This is a genomic window from Sphingomonas sp. EU05-FHT14C10 (assembly GCF_058790595.1).
The window spans coordinates 103,408-117,790 of the sequence record NZ_JBYTEN010000009.1 but is presented as its reverse complement, the minus strand read 5'-3'; the positions used below and the strand labels follow the sequence as shown (position 1 = coordinate 117,790).

At 66.4% G+C, this 14,383-nt stretch carries 12 protein-coding genes; 5 read left to right on the top strand and 7 right to left on the bottom strand.

Annotation, left to right across the window (positions count from 1 at the left end; translation table 11 throughout):
* Nucleotides 1–163: 163 nt before the first annotated feature.
* The gene (gene uvrB / locus AC3WT0_RS11120; RefSeq protein WP_492753614.1) at nucleotides 164–2,350 is read right to left on the bottom strand and encodes an excinuclease ABC subunit UvrB; all 2,187 of its coding nucleotides are present in this window, start codon (nucleotides 2,348–2,350) and stop codon (nucleotides 164–166) included.
* A 68-nt stretch (nucleotides 2,351–2,418) separates the two neighbouring features.
* On the opposite strand from uvrB, the gene AC3WT0_RS11115 reads away from it, so the two are divergent.
* From AC3WT0_RS11115 to AC3WT0_RS11100, 4 genes are all read left to right on the top strand, one after another.
* A complete protein-coding gene (locus tag AC3WT0_RS11115; protein ID WP_492753613.1) occupies nucleotides 2,419–2,979 on the top strand; it encodes a DUF3617 family protein in 561 nt (186 codons plus the stop codon).
* A gap of 2 nt (nucleotides 2,980–2,981) precedes the next feature.
* Nucleotides 2,982–3,371, top strand: a complete 390-nt coding sequence (locus AC3WT0_RS11110; protein WP_492753612.1) for a VOC family protein — start codon at nucleotides 2,982–2,984, stop codon at nucleotides 3,369–3,371.
* A 205-nt stretch (nucleotides 3,372–3,576) separates the two neighbouring features.
* Nucleotides 3,577–4,911, top strand: a complete 1,335-nt coding sequence (locus AC3WT0_RS11105) for an amidohydrolase (RefSeq protein ID WP_492753611.1) — start codon at nucleotides 3,577–3,579, stop codon at nucleotides 4,909–4,911.
* Nucleotides 4,912–5,017: 106 nt separating this feature from the next.
* Nucleotides 5,018–5,836 (top strand): arylamine N-acetyltransferase family protein, encoded by an 819-nt coding sequence (locus AC3WT0_RS11100; protein ID WP_492753609.1) that lies wholly within the window; start codon nucleotides 5,018–5,020, stop codon nucleotides 5,834–5,836.
* An 87-nt stretch (nucleotides 5,837–5,923) separates the two neighbouring features.
* On the opposite strand, the gene AC3WT0_RS11095 is transcribed toward AC3WT0_RS11100, so the two are convergent.
* The 5 genes from AC3WT0_RS11095 to AC3WT0_RS11075 form a co-directional block, all read right to left on the bottom strand.
* On the bottom strand, nucleotides 5,924–6,409 hold the full coding sequence (locus AC3WT0_RS11095) for an Imm26 family immunity protein (protein WP_492753649.1): 486 nt from the start codon (nucleotides 6,407–6,409) through the stop codon (nucleotides 5,924–5,926).
* Nucleotides 6,410–6,527: 118 nt separating this feature from the next.
* Nucleotides 6,528–8,618 (bottom strand): S9 family peptidase, encoded by a 2,091-nt coding sequence (locus AC3WT0_RS11090; RefSeq protein ID WP_492753608.1) that lies wholly within the window; start codon nucleotides 8,616–8,618, stop codon nucleotides 6,528–6,530.
* A 110-nt stretch (nucleotides 8,619–8,728) separates the two neighbouring features.
* Nucleotides 8,729–9,610, bottom strand: a complete 882-nt coding sequence (locus AC3WT0_RS11085; protein ID WP_492753607.1) for a Rossmann-like and DUF2520 domain-containing protein — start codon at nucleotides 9,608–9,610, stop codon at nucleotides 8,729–8,731.
* 231 nt (nucleotides 9,611–9,841) lie between these two features.
* Nucleotides 9,842–10,306 (bottom strand): GNAT family N-acetyltransferase, encoded by a 465-nt coding sequence (locus AC3WT0_RS11080; RefSeq protein ID WP_492753606.1) that lies wholly within the window; start codon nucleotides 10,304–10,306, stop codon nucleotides 9,842–9,844.
* A gap of 102 nt (nucleotides 10,307–10,408) precedes the next feature.
* Nucleotides 10,409–11,566 (bottom strand): MBL fold metallo-hydrolase, encoded by a 1,158-nt coding sequence (locus AC3WT0_RS11075; protein ID WP_492753605.1) that lies wholly within the window; start codon nucleotides 11,564–11,566, stop codon nucleotides 10,409–10,411.
* Between the two features lie 74 nt (nucleotides 11,567–11,640).
* Between AC3WT0_RS11075 and AC3WT0_RS11070 the strand changes: the two genes are divergently transcribed.
* Nucleotides 11,641–12,774, top strand: coding sequence for a serine hydrolase domain-containing protein (locus tag AC3WT0_RS11070; RefSeq protein WP_492753604.1), 1,134 nt, complete (start codon nucleotides 11,641–11,643; stop codon nucleotides 12,772–12,774).
* 3 nt (nucleotides 12,775–12,777) lie between these two features.
* On the opposite strand, the gene AC3WT0_RS11065 is transcribed toward AC3WT0_RS11070, so the two are convergent.
* Complete coding sequence (locus AC3WT0_RS11065) at nucleotides 12,778–14,301, bottom strand: fumarate hydratase (RefSeq protein WP_492753602.1); 1,524 nt, start codon at nucleotides 14,299–14,301, stop codon at nucleotides 12,778–12,780.
* Between the last annotated feature and the right edge of the window lie 82 nt (nucleotides 14,302–14,383).

The window sequence follows — 14,383 nt, the reverse complement described above, 5'->3', positions numbered from 1 at the left end:
CACGCCGTCTCATGCGCACAAAAAGTAAGCCCCGTCGCTTTCGCGGCGGGGCTCCCTTGCGGTCCGATCGGTGAGGATCGGGACCATCAATGCTCTTTCTCTCGATCAAGCAGAACAAGAACGGGCGACCGCCGCCCGGGTTCCACATGGGCTGAAATAATTTTTACCGACCGCCGAATTTCTTCACCGACTTGCCGTAGCGCGTCTTGCGCGTGCCGGGCTTGCCCTCGTTGCTCCGTCCCATCGGCGGCGGGATGACGCGCTGTTCGGCGGGAAGGCCCAGTTCTTCGGCCTCCAGCGCCCTGATCTCGTCGCGCAGGCGCCCGGCTTCCTCGAACTCGAGGTCGGCGGCGGCGGTGCGCATCTTCTTCTCCAGCTCCTCGATATAGGCGCGCAGATTATGGCCCACCATGTGCGGGCGGTCCTCGTCGATCGGGACGGTGACCTGGTCCTTCGACGCGACGTGCGCGATGATGTCGCCGATATTCTTCTTCACCGTCTGCGGCGTGATGCCGTGCTCGGCATTGTAGGCGACCTGCTTCTCGCGCCGGCGATCGGTTTCGCGCATTGCGCGTTCCATCGATCCGGTGATGCTGTCGGCATAAAGGATCACGCGGCCCTCCACGTTGCGCGCGGCGCGGCCGATCGTCTGGATCAGCGACGTCTCCGATCGCAGGAAGCCTTCCTTGTCGGCATCGAGGATCGCGACCAGACCGCATTCGGGGATATCCAGCCCCTCGCGCAGCAGGTTGATGCCGACGAGGATGTCGTAGACGCCAAGCCGCAGGTCGCGGATCAGCTCGATACGCTCCAGCGTCTCGGTATCCGAATGCATGTAGCGGACCTTGAGCCCCGCTTCGTGCAGATATTCGGTCAGATCCTCGGCCATGCGCTTGGTGAGCGTGGTGACGAGCGTGCGATAGCCGCGCTCGGTGGTCTTGCGGCATTCGTTGACGAGGTCGTCGACCTGATCCTCGACCGGGCGCACCTCGACCGGCGGGTCGATCAGTCCGGTGGGGCGGATGACCTGCTCGGCGAAGACGCCGCCGGTCTGCTCCATCTCCCACGATCCCGGCGTCGCCGAGACATAGACGGTCTCGGGGCGCATCGCTTCCCATTCGTTGAAGCGCAGCGGCCGGTTGTCGATCGCCGAGGGCAGGCGGAAGCCATATTCGGCCAGCGTCAGCTTGCGCCGGTGGTCGCCGCGCGACATGCCGTTGATCTGCCCGATCGTCACATGGCTTTCGTCGACGAAGAGCAGCGCATTGTCGGGCAGATATTCGAACAGCGTCGGCGGCGGCTCGCCGGGCAGCCGCCCGGTCAGGAAGCGCGAATAATTCTCGATCCCCGCGCACGATCCCGTCGCCGCGATCATCTCGAGGTCGAAATTAGTGCGCTGCTCCAGCCGCTGCGCCTCCAGCAGCCGCCCCTCGGTCTGCAATTCCTTCAGCCGCTCGGCCAGCTCGAACTTGATCGCCTCCATCGCCTGCTTCAGCGTCGGGCCCGGCGTCACATAGTGCGAATTGGCGTAGACGCGCACCGCGTTGAGGCTCGCCACCTTCTTGCCGGTCAGCGGATCGAACTCGACGATCTCCTCCACCTCGTCGCCGAAGAAGGATACGCGCCAGGCGGTATCCTCATAGTGCGAGGGGAAGATTTCCAGATTGTCGCCGCGCACCCGGAAATTGCCGCGCGCGAAGGCCGCGTCGTTGCGCTTGTACTGGAGCGCGACGAGCTTCCTGACGATCTCCGACTGGTCGACCGTCTGGCCCTTCTTCAGGTCGAAGATCATCGCCGAATAGGTCTCGACCGATCCGATGCCGTAGAGGCAGGAGACCGAAGCGACGATCAGCACGTCGTCGCGCTCCAGCAGCGCGCGCGTCGCCGAATGGCGCATCCGGTCGATCGCCTCGTTCACCGAGCTTTCCTTCTCGATGTAGGTATCCGACCGGGGCACATAGGCCTCGGGCTGGTAATAATCGTAATAGCTGACGAAATATTCGACCGCATTCTCGGGGAAGAAGTTCTTGAACTCCCCGTAGAGCTGCGCGGCGAGGATCTTGTTGGGCGCGAGGACGAGCGCGGGGCGCTGCAGCGTCTCGACGATCTTCGCCATGGTGAAGGTCTTGCCCGATCCGGTGACGCCCAGCAGCACCTGGTCGCGCTCATGCCCGTGCAGCCCTTCGACCAGCTCGGCGATCGCGCCCGGCTGGTCGCCCGCCGGCTGATAGTCGGATACGAGCTTGAACGGTTTGCCGCCTTCCGACTTCTCCGGGCGCACGGGCTTGTGCGGGACGAATGTCTGTCCGGTCTCGGGCTCGTCGAGCGTGGTTCTGATTTGAATCGCCATCGCCCATGGATATGGTGCCTCCGCACAAGGGCCGCAACGACTGCTTCTCTCGACCGGAAGGATGCCGAATGACCCGTAGTTTGATTATCCTTGCGCCCGCGCTCGTCCTCGCGGGATGCAACAGCTCGCCCAGCGTCGAGGTGAAGAACGCCTCGGTCAGCGAAGTCGCGCAAAAGGTTCAGGAAGCGCGCCAGCAAGGCAGCTTCGTCAGCCCCGGCAAATGGCGCGTGACGACCACGATCAAGGAAATGAACATCCCCGGCATGCCGCCGCAGGCGCTCGCCGAGATGCAGGCGCGGACGAACAAGCCGACCGTGAGCGAGACGTGCATCACCAAGGAACAGGCGGAAAAGCCATCGGCCGAAATGCTCGCCGGGCAGGATAACGGCCAGTGCCGGTTCGAGAAGTTCACGATGGACAGTGGCAAGATCGACGCCGTGATGCACTGCCAGCCGCAGCAGGGCGGCGGCGCCGTCACCATGACGATGGACGGCGTCTATGCGCCCGACACCTACACGATGAAGGCGGCGATGGAGCGCCCCGGCCCCGACGGCACGAAAATGTCGATGAAGATCGAAAATGCCGCACAGCGCATCGGCGAATGCGGCGGCGACAAAAAAGGAGAGTAATGATGATCGGCTATATCACGCTGGGCACCAACGACCTTGAAAAGGCCCGGGCCTTCTACGATTCGCTCGTCGGCAGCATCGGCGGCAAGCGGCTGTTCCAGCTCGACCATGGCTTCACGCTCTACGGCATGGGCATGGGCCAGCCGGGCATCGCGGTGACCCCGCCTTATAATGGCGAGGCGGCGACGCCGGGCAACGGCAACATGGTCGCGATCGTGATGGACGATCGCGCCAAGGTCGACGCTTTTCACGCCAAGGCGCTCGAGCTCGGCGGCAGCTCCGAAGGCGCGCCCGGCCTGCGCGGGCCGGAAGGCCCGCAGGCCTTCTACGGCGCCTATGTCCGCGATCCCGAGGGCAACAAGCTCTGCGCCTTCCGCATGGGCCCGGCCTAGAGCCCGCTCGAGATCGGCGCCGGCCCACTCCCCCACCCGGCCTCCCTCCAAGGATACACTGAGTGGGAGGCCGGGTGGGGGAGTGGGCCGGCGCCGCAAAACGCAAAACGCGCCTCCCGCGCATTTTCAAACGGGCTCTTAACGCTTGCGTCAGCCCGACCGGCAATGCTTGGATGGCCCCCGAACTAGAATCAGGGGGTTATCCATGAAACTTGCCCGTCTCCTCCTTGCCGCCTCGGCGCTGCTCGCCGCGCCCGCCGTCGCCGCGCCTGACTATCAGGCCGCGATCAAGGCCGATTACGACAAGGATCTGGGCCAGCTCTTCATCTGGTTCCACCAGAATCCCGAACTGTCGTTCAAGGAAGTGAACACCTCGGCACGCATGGCGAAGGAACTGCGCGCCATCCCCGGTATCGTCGTGACCGAGAAGGTCGGGGGCACCGGCGTCGTCGGCGTATTCAGGAATGGCGACGGCCCCGTCGTCCTCGTCCGCGCCGACATGGACGGGCTGCCGATCCTCGAAAATTCGGGCGTCCCCTATCCGTCCAAGGCGAAGCAGGTCGGCATCGACGGGGTCGAGGCGCCGGTGATGCACGCCTGCGGGCACGACACGCACATCACTGCGATGGTCGCGACCGCGCGCCGCCTCGCCGCGATGAAGGATCGCTGGCACGGCACCGTCCTCTTCGTCGTCCAGCCCGCCGAGGAACGGGTGGGTGGGGCCGACGCGATGGTCAAGGACGGGCTCTACACCCGCTTCCCCAAGCCCGAATATGCGCTGGCCTTCCACGTCGCATCGGGCATGCCCGACGGCACGGTCAGCGCATCCGAAGGCATCCAGTACAGCTCGTCGGACAGCGTCGACATCGTCATCCCCGGCATCGGCGCGCATGGCGCCACGCCCAATCAGGGCAAGGATCCCGTCTATATGGGATCGCAGATCGTGATAGCGCTGCAGGGGATCATCAGCCGCGAGCGCGCGCCGCTCAGCCCGGCGGTGATCACGGTCGGCTCCTTCCACGCCGGCAACAAGCACAACATCATCTCCGACGAGGCGAAGCTGCAGGTCACCGTCCGCGCCAATGACGAGAAGACGCGCGCGCAGATGATCGCCGCGATCCGCCGCGTCTCCGAAGGCGTCGGCCGGCTGAACGGCATGCCCGAGGACAAGCTGCCCAGGGTCACGGTGATCGAAGGCACGCCGACGACGATCAACGACGCTGCGCTGGCGAAGCGCCTCAACGCCACGCTGACGCGCGAGCTGGGCGCCAAGGCGGTGCTGCCGTGGCAGCAGCTCGGCATGGGCGCGGAGGATTTCGCCTATTTCGTCCAGCCCGAACTGGGCGTGAAGGGCTATTATTTCGCGGTCGGCGGCACCTCGCCGGCGATCGTCGACGCGGCGGCCAAGGGCGGCCCGGCCGCGCCGCCGCACCACTCGCCCTTCTTCCGCGTCGATCCCGAACCCGCGATCGTCACCGGCGCGACCGCGATGACCGCGGCGGTGCTTGACCTGCTCGGGCCGACGACCGGCAGCGACTGATCCGGCATTCCAAGCTCCGTTCGTGTCGAGCGAAGTCGAGACGCGCCTCGCCATCTCATCGGCACGAACGGTTCACGCGCATCGGAACAACGGCTAGGATCGCGCCATGTTCGATCCCGGCGCCTATCTCGATCGCATCGGCCTCGCCGAACCGCCCGCGCCCGATGCCGAGGGGCTGGCGCTGCTCCAGGCCGCGCATCGCCACGCCATTCCTTTCGAGAATCTCGACATCCCCCTGGGCCGCGGCGTCAGCCTCGATCCCGCGCATGTGTTCGACAAGCTCGTCACCGCGCGGCGCGGCGGCTACTGCTTCGAACAGAACAGCCTTTATCTCACGGCGCTCCACGCGCTGGGCTTCGAGGCGCGACCGCTGCTCGCGCGCGTCTGGCTCGGCGCGATCGGCGTCCCGCCGCGCACGCATACGCTCAACCTCGTCACCATCGACGGTGAGGACTGGATCAGCGACGTCGGCTTCGGGGGCAGCGACGTGCCCCCGCTGCGCCTGATGGGCGGCGCCGAGGCCGAAACCGCCGACGGCGCGCGCCACCGCCTCCATTTCGACCCCGATCATGGCTGGATGCTCGAACGGCGCGGCCCGCGCGTCGCCGCCGACGATCGCGCGCCGCCCAGCGACGACTGGTATCGCCAATATAGTTTTTCGACCGAGGAGGTCGCGCCCGCCGATCTCGAAATGGCCAATCACTGGACGGCGACGCGCCCCGGCACGCGCTTCACCACGCGCGCGATCGTCAGCCTCGTGCCCGCCGGCGGCTTCCTCTCGCTGGTCGACCGCATCCTCTCGGTTTCCGGCCCGACGAACGAGAAGATCGTGATCGAGACCCCCGGCCAGTATCGCGCCCTGCTCGAAAGCGCGTTCGGCATCGCGCTGACGGCCGAGGAGATCGAGCAGCTGGAGTTGTTCTAGCAGTTGGGCACAGCAAATGGCTTGTTGGCTTCCGACCATTTGTGGAAGTTGATAGGCCTACTCCGTGCTCGGAAAAAGCGGACCAAACTAAGGGATCGCAGAGGGATCTATCCGAAGGCTTTCAACCCAACGGCTTGGCCGTCCAGCATAATGATCCCGCAATCGGTCCTCAATATGCTCAGGTTCCCACACCGCAGCACATTCCAAAGCCGCGCATTCTGCCAGAGTTGCAGGCCGCTCCCAATTCGTTTGGGCAAAGGAGGAATGATAAAGGGCGAGCTTTCCAGTAATTGCATCCTGCTTGTAAAAGAAGGGTTCCTCTTGGCTCTCCGGCGGGACCGTACCTCGGCCAACAACTGCCCATCGCCCACGCGTGATTGCATGATTTTGTACCCATAAGCGAAACAGGATAGGGAGATTTTTTATCTCACTTGCCTGCAGATCATTCGCAAAGCGGCCGTCAAAGAATACGATCAATGGTTCAGCCGCGACCTGAGCATATGAGCTTTTGCCATCGCCAAGGTCGATCACGATATAATCGCCTTCGCGCCGGCGGACATTTTTCCTAGGCATCGCCATTAATTAAACTATCCGCGAACATACTGGAAAAGCAACGTCTACGGTCTGCTCTCCGGGACCTAAAAGCAGACCGTCCGCAACCCACCCTTCCCGCCCATCCCGCTTTAAGCGTTCACGGCTTCAGATAGCGCCCCAGGAAATCGATCGACGCCTCGTCGGCGCGCTTCCAGCTGTCGTAGCGCAGGAAGCCGTGGATCTCGTTCGGGATCACCAGGCTCTCGAACGGCGTGCCCTGCGCGCGCAGGCGGCGCGCCAGATCGACGGTCTGGTCGAAGCGCACGTTGCGGTCGTCGTCGCCCGCGATCAGCAATACGGGTGAGCGCCAGCCCTTGAGCGCGCTTTCGGGCGAGCTTTCGAACGCCGATTTCATCGCCGCCTCATAGTCGCCCTGCTCGTAGCGCTCGGGGCGTTCGATCAGCCTGGGGTAAAGCGACCAGTCGTGCACGCCGTGGAAGTCGACGCCGGCCTTGAAGATCGCGCTGTCGTGCGCCAGCGCGTGCCCGGTCAGCAGCCCGCCATAGCTTCCGCCCCAGATCCCGATCCGCGCGGGATCGACCTGCGGCTGCGCCATCAGGAAGCGCGCGCCCGCCGTCACGTCCTGATATTCGGCATTGCCCGCGATCCCGCCGCGCGCCGGATGCTGGAAGGCGCGGCCATAGCCGATCCCCAGCCGGTAGTTGACCGACAGCACGACATAGCCGTGCGCGGCATAATATTGGTTCATCGCATAGCTGTGGGCGTAATAGTCCATGTAGGACCAGCCGAGCAGCATCTGCCGCGGCGGCCCGCCATGGACGAAGATCAGCCCCGCCTTGCGCGCCGAACCGCCGGCGGCGAAGAGCTGGCCGTGGATCAGCGTCCCGTCCGCCGCGGTGAAGGTGACGCTCTTCGGCACCACCATCCCCGCCGGCGCATAAGGCGCGCCTGCATCGCCCAGCTGGCGCGGCGCGGCCTTGCCCTCGGCGATCAGCACCTGCATCGGCCCGGTCGGCGATGCGCCGACATAGGCGATGCGATCGTTGCCGACCGCCGCCGCCGTAAACTCGACGCCCAGCCCCTTGGTCAACGCGACGGGCGCGCCGCCGTCGATCGCGACGCGGAACAGGTGGCGGCGATCGATGTCGTCGGTGGCCGGCCCGCTGTTCGCGTCATAGATCAGCGTGCGGCGGTCGGGCGTGATCGTCACATGCTCGACCATGAAATTGCCCGGCGTCAGCAGCCTGGGCGCGCCGCCGCTCGCCGCCAGCGCATAAAGGTGCGGCCAGCCGTCCATCTCGGCGCGGAAGACGATCCTGTCGCCCGCCGCCCAGCGGACGAACATGCCGTCGGGCACCATCGGATAGGATCCCTCGAGCGTCGCGGGGCTCGCCCACAACTGGCGCCCCGTTCCATCGGCGACATTGCCGACCCAGATCGAGAAGGGATTGGGCGTCTCGACCAGCGGCGAGGCGAGCAGATCGGCCTCGCCCTCGCGGCGGACGAAGGCGATGCGCGTGCCGTCGGGCGACCAGGCGATGTCGCCGTCGAAGGCGGTCGATGGCGCGATCCAGCTGATCGGCTTGTCGGGCCCCGCATAGATGCCGACGAAGCTGTGATCGCCGCGCCGCGAGACGAAGGCCAGCCTGGTCCCGTCGGGCGACCAGTTGAGATCGGCGACCTTGCCGCGATCGTAGAACAGCTTCTCGGGCTTGGCGCCTGCGGTCAGCGCCACCGTCCACGCCTGCCCGTCCTTCAGATAGGCGAGCCGCCCGGTCGACGAGAGCGTCGGCTCCTCGCCGTCGGCGACCTGGATCGGCGCGGCGCCGTCGATCGACACCCAGATGCTCTGCGTCGGCTGCACGACGGCCGAGGCCGGATTGGGCGGCGGCAGGTTGGCCGCCCAGCCATTATGCTCGCCGCCGCCGCGCACCCAGGCAAGGATGCGTCCATCGGGCGAGAAGGTCGCCTCGGCCAGCTCCATGCCGTCGTCGATGCCGGTGCCCGCGATCTTCGTCGCGACCAGATCGCCGCCCTTCGCCAGCCACAGGCTGCGCCGGCCCTGGCGCACCTCGATCCACGCCAGCCGGCCACCGGAATCGGGCGCTATGAGATTGGTCTTGAACGGATAGTCGAGAAAGGCCTCGAGATCGGGGGCGGGCGCGGCATGGGCCGCGGAGAAAGCGAGGCCAAGATAGAAGCCGATCGCCGCTCGTCCCAATCGCATGCCGCACTCCCCGATTGACTGCCCGGGGCGAGACTAGGCAGCCGGCACGCGCGATGCCAGCCCTTATTGCGGCGCGATAATGGCTTGCGCGCACGTTTAGTGAATCTGCATCACCCCTCATCGAGCAGGCGGTGGAGCTCCGCCGAAACGGGCCGCTCGCCGTCCCGCTCCAGTCGCTCAAGCGTCGCACGCGCCATCGCGCGATAGGCGGGCAGCACATCGGGGCGATGCGCCGCCAGCGCGTCGAGATGCCCCGCCACCGTCTCGGCATCGCCGCGCAGCACAGGGCCGGTCAGCGCCGCAAAGCCCTGATCGAGGCTGTTCTCCAGCGCCGCCCGCACCAGCGGCGCGAGCAGCGCGCCCGGTTCCGCCACCCCCGCCGCCGCCAGCGCATCGAACGCCCCGGCCATCAGCGTCACCAGATGGTTGGCCGCGTGGCAGAGGGCCGCGTGATAAAGCGGGCGCAGCGCATCGGGGATGTCGATCGCGACTCCGCCGAGCAGCGCGACGACGCCCCGCGCTTCCCCGGCCGCATCGGGCGTCGATCCGCTGACCGCGAAGCGCGCGCCGGCCATGCGCCGCACCTCGGCTGCGGGATCGCCGGCAAAGGTCATCGCCGGATGAATCGCCGCCGTTCGCGCCCCCGCCCGCCGCAGTGGATCGAGGATCGCCGCCCCGCTCCGCCCGCTCGGATGAAAGACGAAAGGCGCCCGCGCTTCCGGCAGCTCCCGCGCCAGATCGGCGGCGACCTCCGCGATCGCGTCGTCGGAAACGGCGATGACGATCAGGTCGCAAGCCGCCGCCAGCGCCGACGCGCCCTCCGCCGCCTCGGCACGCCCGATCCGCGCCACCGCCTCGGCCGAAGCCTCGGGCCGCCGTGCCCGGACCAGCACCGGGCTCACCGAATGCGGCGCGAGCCCGAGCCCGATCGCCAGCGCTACCCGCCCCGCGCCGATGATCCCCACCCGCCGATATCGATGATGCTCCGTCACGCCCCGCTTCTAGCGCGCCGTCCTGCACTTCTCCAATCTCCGGCATGACGGAAACATCTCGTTCTGGTTCGGCAAAGAGCCGACCGATCTTCTCTATCGAATCATTACCTGCATTCCGCGCAATTCCTATGCCATCCAAGGGGTTGCCCGGGGGCAGCACGACCTATTCTCGACGACGAGCGAGCGCGGCAGCCAGCACCGCAAGCAGAATGGGGGCCGCCACCACATGGCCTAGAGGCGGAGGCCCAGAAAGGATGCGCCGGGGACCGGATTGAAGGACACCGGCTCGGCCGCGACGAAATTGAAATCCGCGTAGAGCTTCCGCGCGGCGATGAACTTCTCCTGCACGTCGAGCCTCATCTCGCTGTAGCCCATGGCCCGCGCTTCCGCGATCGACCGCTCGACCAGCGCACGCCCAACCGCGCCGCCGCGCGCATGCGGGCGAACATAGAGCCGCTTCATCTCGCATATGGCACTGCTGACTTTGCGCAGGGCGATGCAGCCTTCGATATCGCCGCCGCGATCGGCCAGCAGCACGCATCCCCCTGGCGCCGCATATTTGCCGGGCAGGCTCGCAAACTCGGTGTCATTGCCCTGATAGTCGAGGTTGACCGGCGAAGCGGCGATGAACTCGCGCCAGATGCCCAGCACCGAAGCGAGGTCATCGGGGAAGATCGCGTGCCTGATGATCGTCATGGCATCACTGGCTGGTCGAAGATCGTGGCGGCAATGGGGACCGCTTCGGGCAATGTCGTGGCCGCAACGGCCGCGAGCCGGCCGCACTGTGCCGGCAGAGCCCTAGCGTAGCGCCTCCAGCTCCGCCGCGCTCGGGCATTGGCGCGTCACCCGTCTGGGCGGCGCATAGGGCGGCACCTCCACCTGCGCGCCGATCGGCACCGCGCGATAGGCGGCGGGGTCGATCCCGGCGCAGCGCATTTCCAGCGCCAGCAGCCTGGGCGGCGTGTCATAGGCTTCGTAGGACAGGTGGAACGTCCCCCAATGGATGGGGATGGCGAAGGACGCGCCCAGCCCCTCGAACACCTTCACCGCGTCGACCGGGCCGATATGGCTCCCCGCACGCATCTCGCCCGGCGCGAAGCGGAAGGCGCCGATCGGGATGAAGGCCAGGCGCACCGGGCCGTATTTCGCCGCTTCCTCGGGCCAGTGCAGGTCGCCCGGCCCGGTATCGCCCGCGAAGAAGATGTTGCCGCCGGGCAGCTTGACCACGAAGCTCGACCACAGGGCGCGGCTGCGGTCGGCGATCCAGCGCGATCCCCAATGATGGTTGCGCGTCACCACCACGGTGACGCCGGGCTTCACATTGACGCTCTGCCCCCAGTCGAGCGCGGCGACCTTCGCGCCAACCGGCTTCATCACGCTGTCATTGCCCAGGCTGGTGACGATCAGCGGATGATCGCGCGCCTCCAGCCGCTTCAGCGTCGCCAGATCCATATGATCATAATGGTCGTGGCTGACGAGGACGATGTCGATCTTAGGCAGATCGTCGAAGCGCACGCCGGGTTCGGCGACGCGCGCCGGGCCCACGCCCAGCGGCCCGGCCGTGCGCGACCAGATCGGGTCGGCAAGGATGTTCAGCCCCTGCGTCTGGATCAGCACCGTCGCATGGCCCACCCAGGTCGCGACCATGCGCTCGCCCTCGACGCGCGCGGGCGGCCTGGTCGGCGTGACGGGCACCTGCGTCGGCCATTTGGGGCGATTGTCGCGCCCCATCAGGTAGCGCATCATGAAGCGGCTCTGGCCGCCCGGCGGCCTGAACGTGTCGTCGCCGTCGGGATTGAAGAAGCGGCTGCCGTCATAATGGCCCGAGACCGGCCCGTCATAATAGCGGAAGTCGAGGAAGGGCGGGACGAGCGTCAGGATCAGGCAGATCGCGACGACAAGGAACAGCAGCACGGTTCCCATCCACCGCGCCAGCCTTCCGATTGCTCTTCCCATCGCGTCGCCTATCCTGCCTTTCCATGCAGATAAGGCTTTGGGCGATCCTCGCAAGTCTCTTGGTCGGCGGTTGCGTGAGCGCACCGCTTCCCCCGCCCACGCGCGGCGCATGGGTGCGCGTCGCCTTCGATGCGCGCGGCGTGCGCGCGGTGGAGGCGGGCGGCATCGCCGATCCCGCGACCGGCCGGCCCGTCACCGCCGACGATCCGGTGCGCGTCGCCTCGATCTCCAAACTTGCCGTGGCGATGGGCGTGATGCGGCTGGTCGAGGCGGGCACGCTCGATCTCGACAGCGACGTGTCGCGCTGGCTCGGCTGGCGGCTGCGCAATCCGGCCTTTCCCGATACGCCGATCACGCTGCGCCTGCTCCTGTCGCACCGGTCGAGTCTGATGGACGGGATCGACTATGTCCTGCCGCTGGGCGCGACGCTGCAGGGGGCGCTCGCCGATCCGCGCGCCTGGGATAGCGCGCACGCGCCGGGGGGCTGGTTCCGCTACACCAATCTCAATTTTCCGGTGATCGCCTCGGTGATGGAGAAGGCGACCGGCGAGCGCTTCGACATTCTCATGAAAAGCCTTGTATTCCAGCCACTTGACCTCGATGCCTGCATGAACTGGTCGACCTGCTCCGACAGCGCGATCGCCCACGCCGTCACCCTCACCAACGCCGAAGCTCGTGTTCTGCGTGATAACCTAGCAGGATTCCGCCCCGCCTGCCCCGTCGTCGCTTCTCCCGACGGCAGCTGCGCCCTCGCCGATTATCAGCTCGGCGCCAACGGCGCGTTGTTCAGCCCGCAGGGCGGCATGCGCATATCGGCCAAGGGGCTCGCGCGGATCGGCCGGCTCTTCCTCGATGGCGGCGAAGGCTTCCTTACCCCCGCCTCGCTCGCCACGCTCGTCGGCCCCGACTGGGTCTATGACGGCACCAACGGCGTCACCGGCGAGGATGCCGACGACGGCTTCCTCTGCACCTATGGCCTCGCGCTCCAGACGCTCGCCACCCCGCGCAAGGCGTGCCGCGACGATCCGTTCGGCGACAAGATCCGCCGGATCGGCCATGCCGGCTCGGCCTATGGCCTGCGCTCGGGCCTGTGGATCGACCGCAAGGCGAAGCGCGGCGTCGCCTATTTCGTCACCGCCGTTCCCGATGACGAAAAGGGACGCCGCTCCGCCTTCACCGCAGCCGAGGAATGGCTCGCCCGGCCCTGAGCCTCAGGCCCGTTCGAGCAGGCCTTCCTTCGCGATCTTCTCGCGCCAGACGAGCGGCGCGAGCTGGTGGACATTATTGCCCTCGCTGTCGACCGCGACGGTCACCGGGAAGTCCTTCACCTCGAACTCGTAGATCGCTTCCATGCCGAGATCCTCGAAGCCGACGACCTTCGATCCCTTGATCGCGCGCGCGACGAGATAAGCCGCACCGCCGACCGCCATCAGATAGGCGGACTTGGCCTCCTTGATCGCCTCGGTCGCCGCCGGGCCACGCTCGGCCTTGCCCACGCAGGCGAGCAGCCCCTCATCGAGCATCATGCGCATGAACTTGTCCATCCGCGTCGCGGTGGTCGGGCCGGCAGGACCAACCACTTCCTCGCCGACCGGATCGACCGGGCCGACATAGTATATCACGCGACCCTTGAATTCGACGGGCAGTTGCTCGCCGCGATCGAGCATGTCCTTGATGCGCTTGTGCGCCGCGTCGCGCCCCGTGAGCATCCTGCCGTTGAGGAGCAGCCGGTCGCCCTGCTTCCAGCTTTGCACCACCTCGGGCGTCAGCGTGTCGAGATCGACGCGCTTCGCCGCGGCATCGGGCTTCCAATCGACCTTGGGCCAGGCATCGAGATCGGGCGCGTCGAGATAGGCCGGCCCCGATCCGTCGAGCGTGAAATGCGCATGGCGCGTCGCCGCGCAATTGGGGATCATCGCCACCGGCTTGCCCGCCGCGTGGCAAGGCGCATCCATGATCTTCACGTCGAGAATGGTTGAAAGACCGCCAAGACCCTGCGCGCCGATGCCCAGCGCGTTAACCTTGTCGAAAATCTCGATGCGCAGCGCCTCGATATCATTCTGCGGCCCGCGCTCCTTGAGCACGCTCATGTCGATCTGTTCCATGAGCGCCTTCTTGGCGAGCAGCACGCAATGTTCGGCGGTGCCGCCTATGCCGATGCCTAGCATGCCGGGCGGGCACCAGCCGGCGCCCATCTGCGGCAGCATCTCGATCACCCAGTCGACGATCGAATCGCTGGGGTTCATCATCTTGAACTTGGACTTGTTCTCGCTGCCGCCGCCCTTGGCCGCGACGTCGATCGAAACCTTGCTGCCCGGCACCATCTCGACGCTCAGCACACAGGGCGTGTTGTCCCTGGTGTTGCGGCGCGTGAAGGCGGGATCGGCGAGCACCGAGGCGCGCAGCTTGTTCTCGGGATTGAGGTAGGCGCGACGCACGCCTTCGTCGACGACCTCCTGCAGCGCTTGCGACGTGTCGTCGAGGCGGCAATCCATGCCCCATTTGACGAAGACATTGACGATGCCGGTATCCTGACAGATCGGGCGATGCCCCTCTGCGCACATGCGGCTGTTGGTCAGGATCTGCGCGATCGCGTCCTTCGCGGCCGGCGATTCCTCTGCCGCATAAGCCTCGCCCAGCGCGCGGATATAATCCATCGGGTGATAGTAGCTGATATATTGGAGCGCATCGGCGACGCTTTCGATCAGGTCGGCTGCGCGGATCGTTATGGTCATCTTGCCTCGCGGAAAATGAGGATGTCGCGCGCCCTTTCGGCCTTTCCGCGCGCGAAGGAAAGGGTCTAGCGTCCGACAAAAT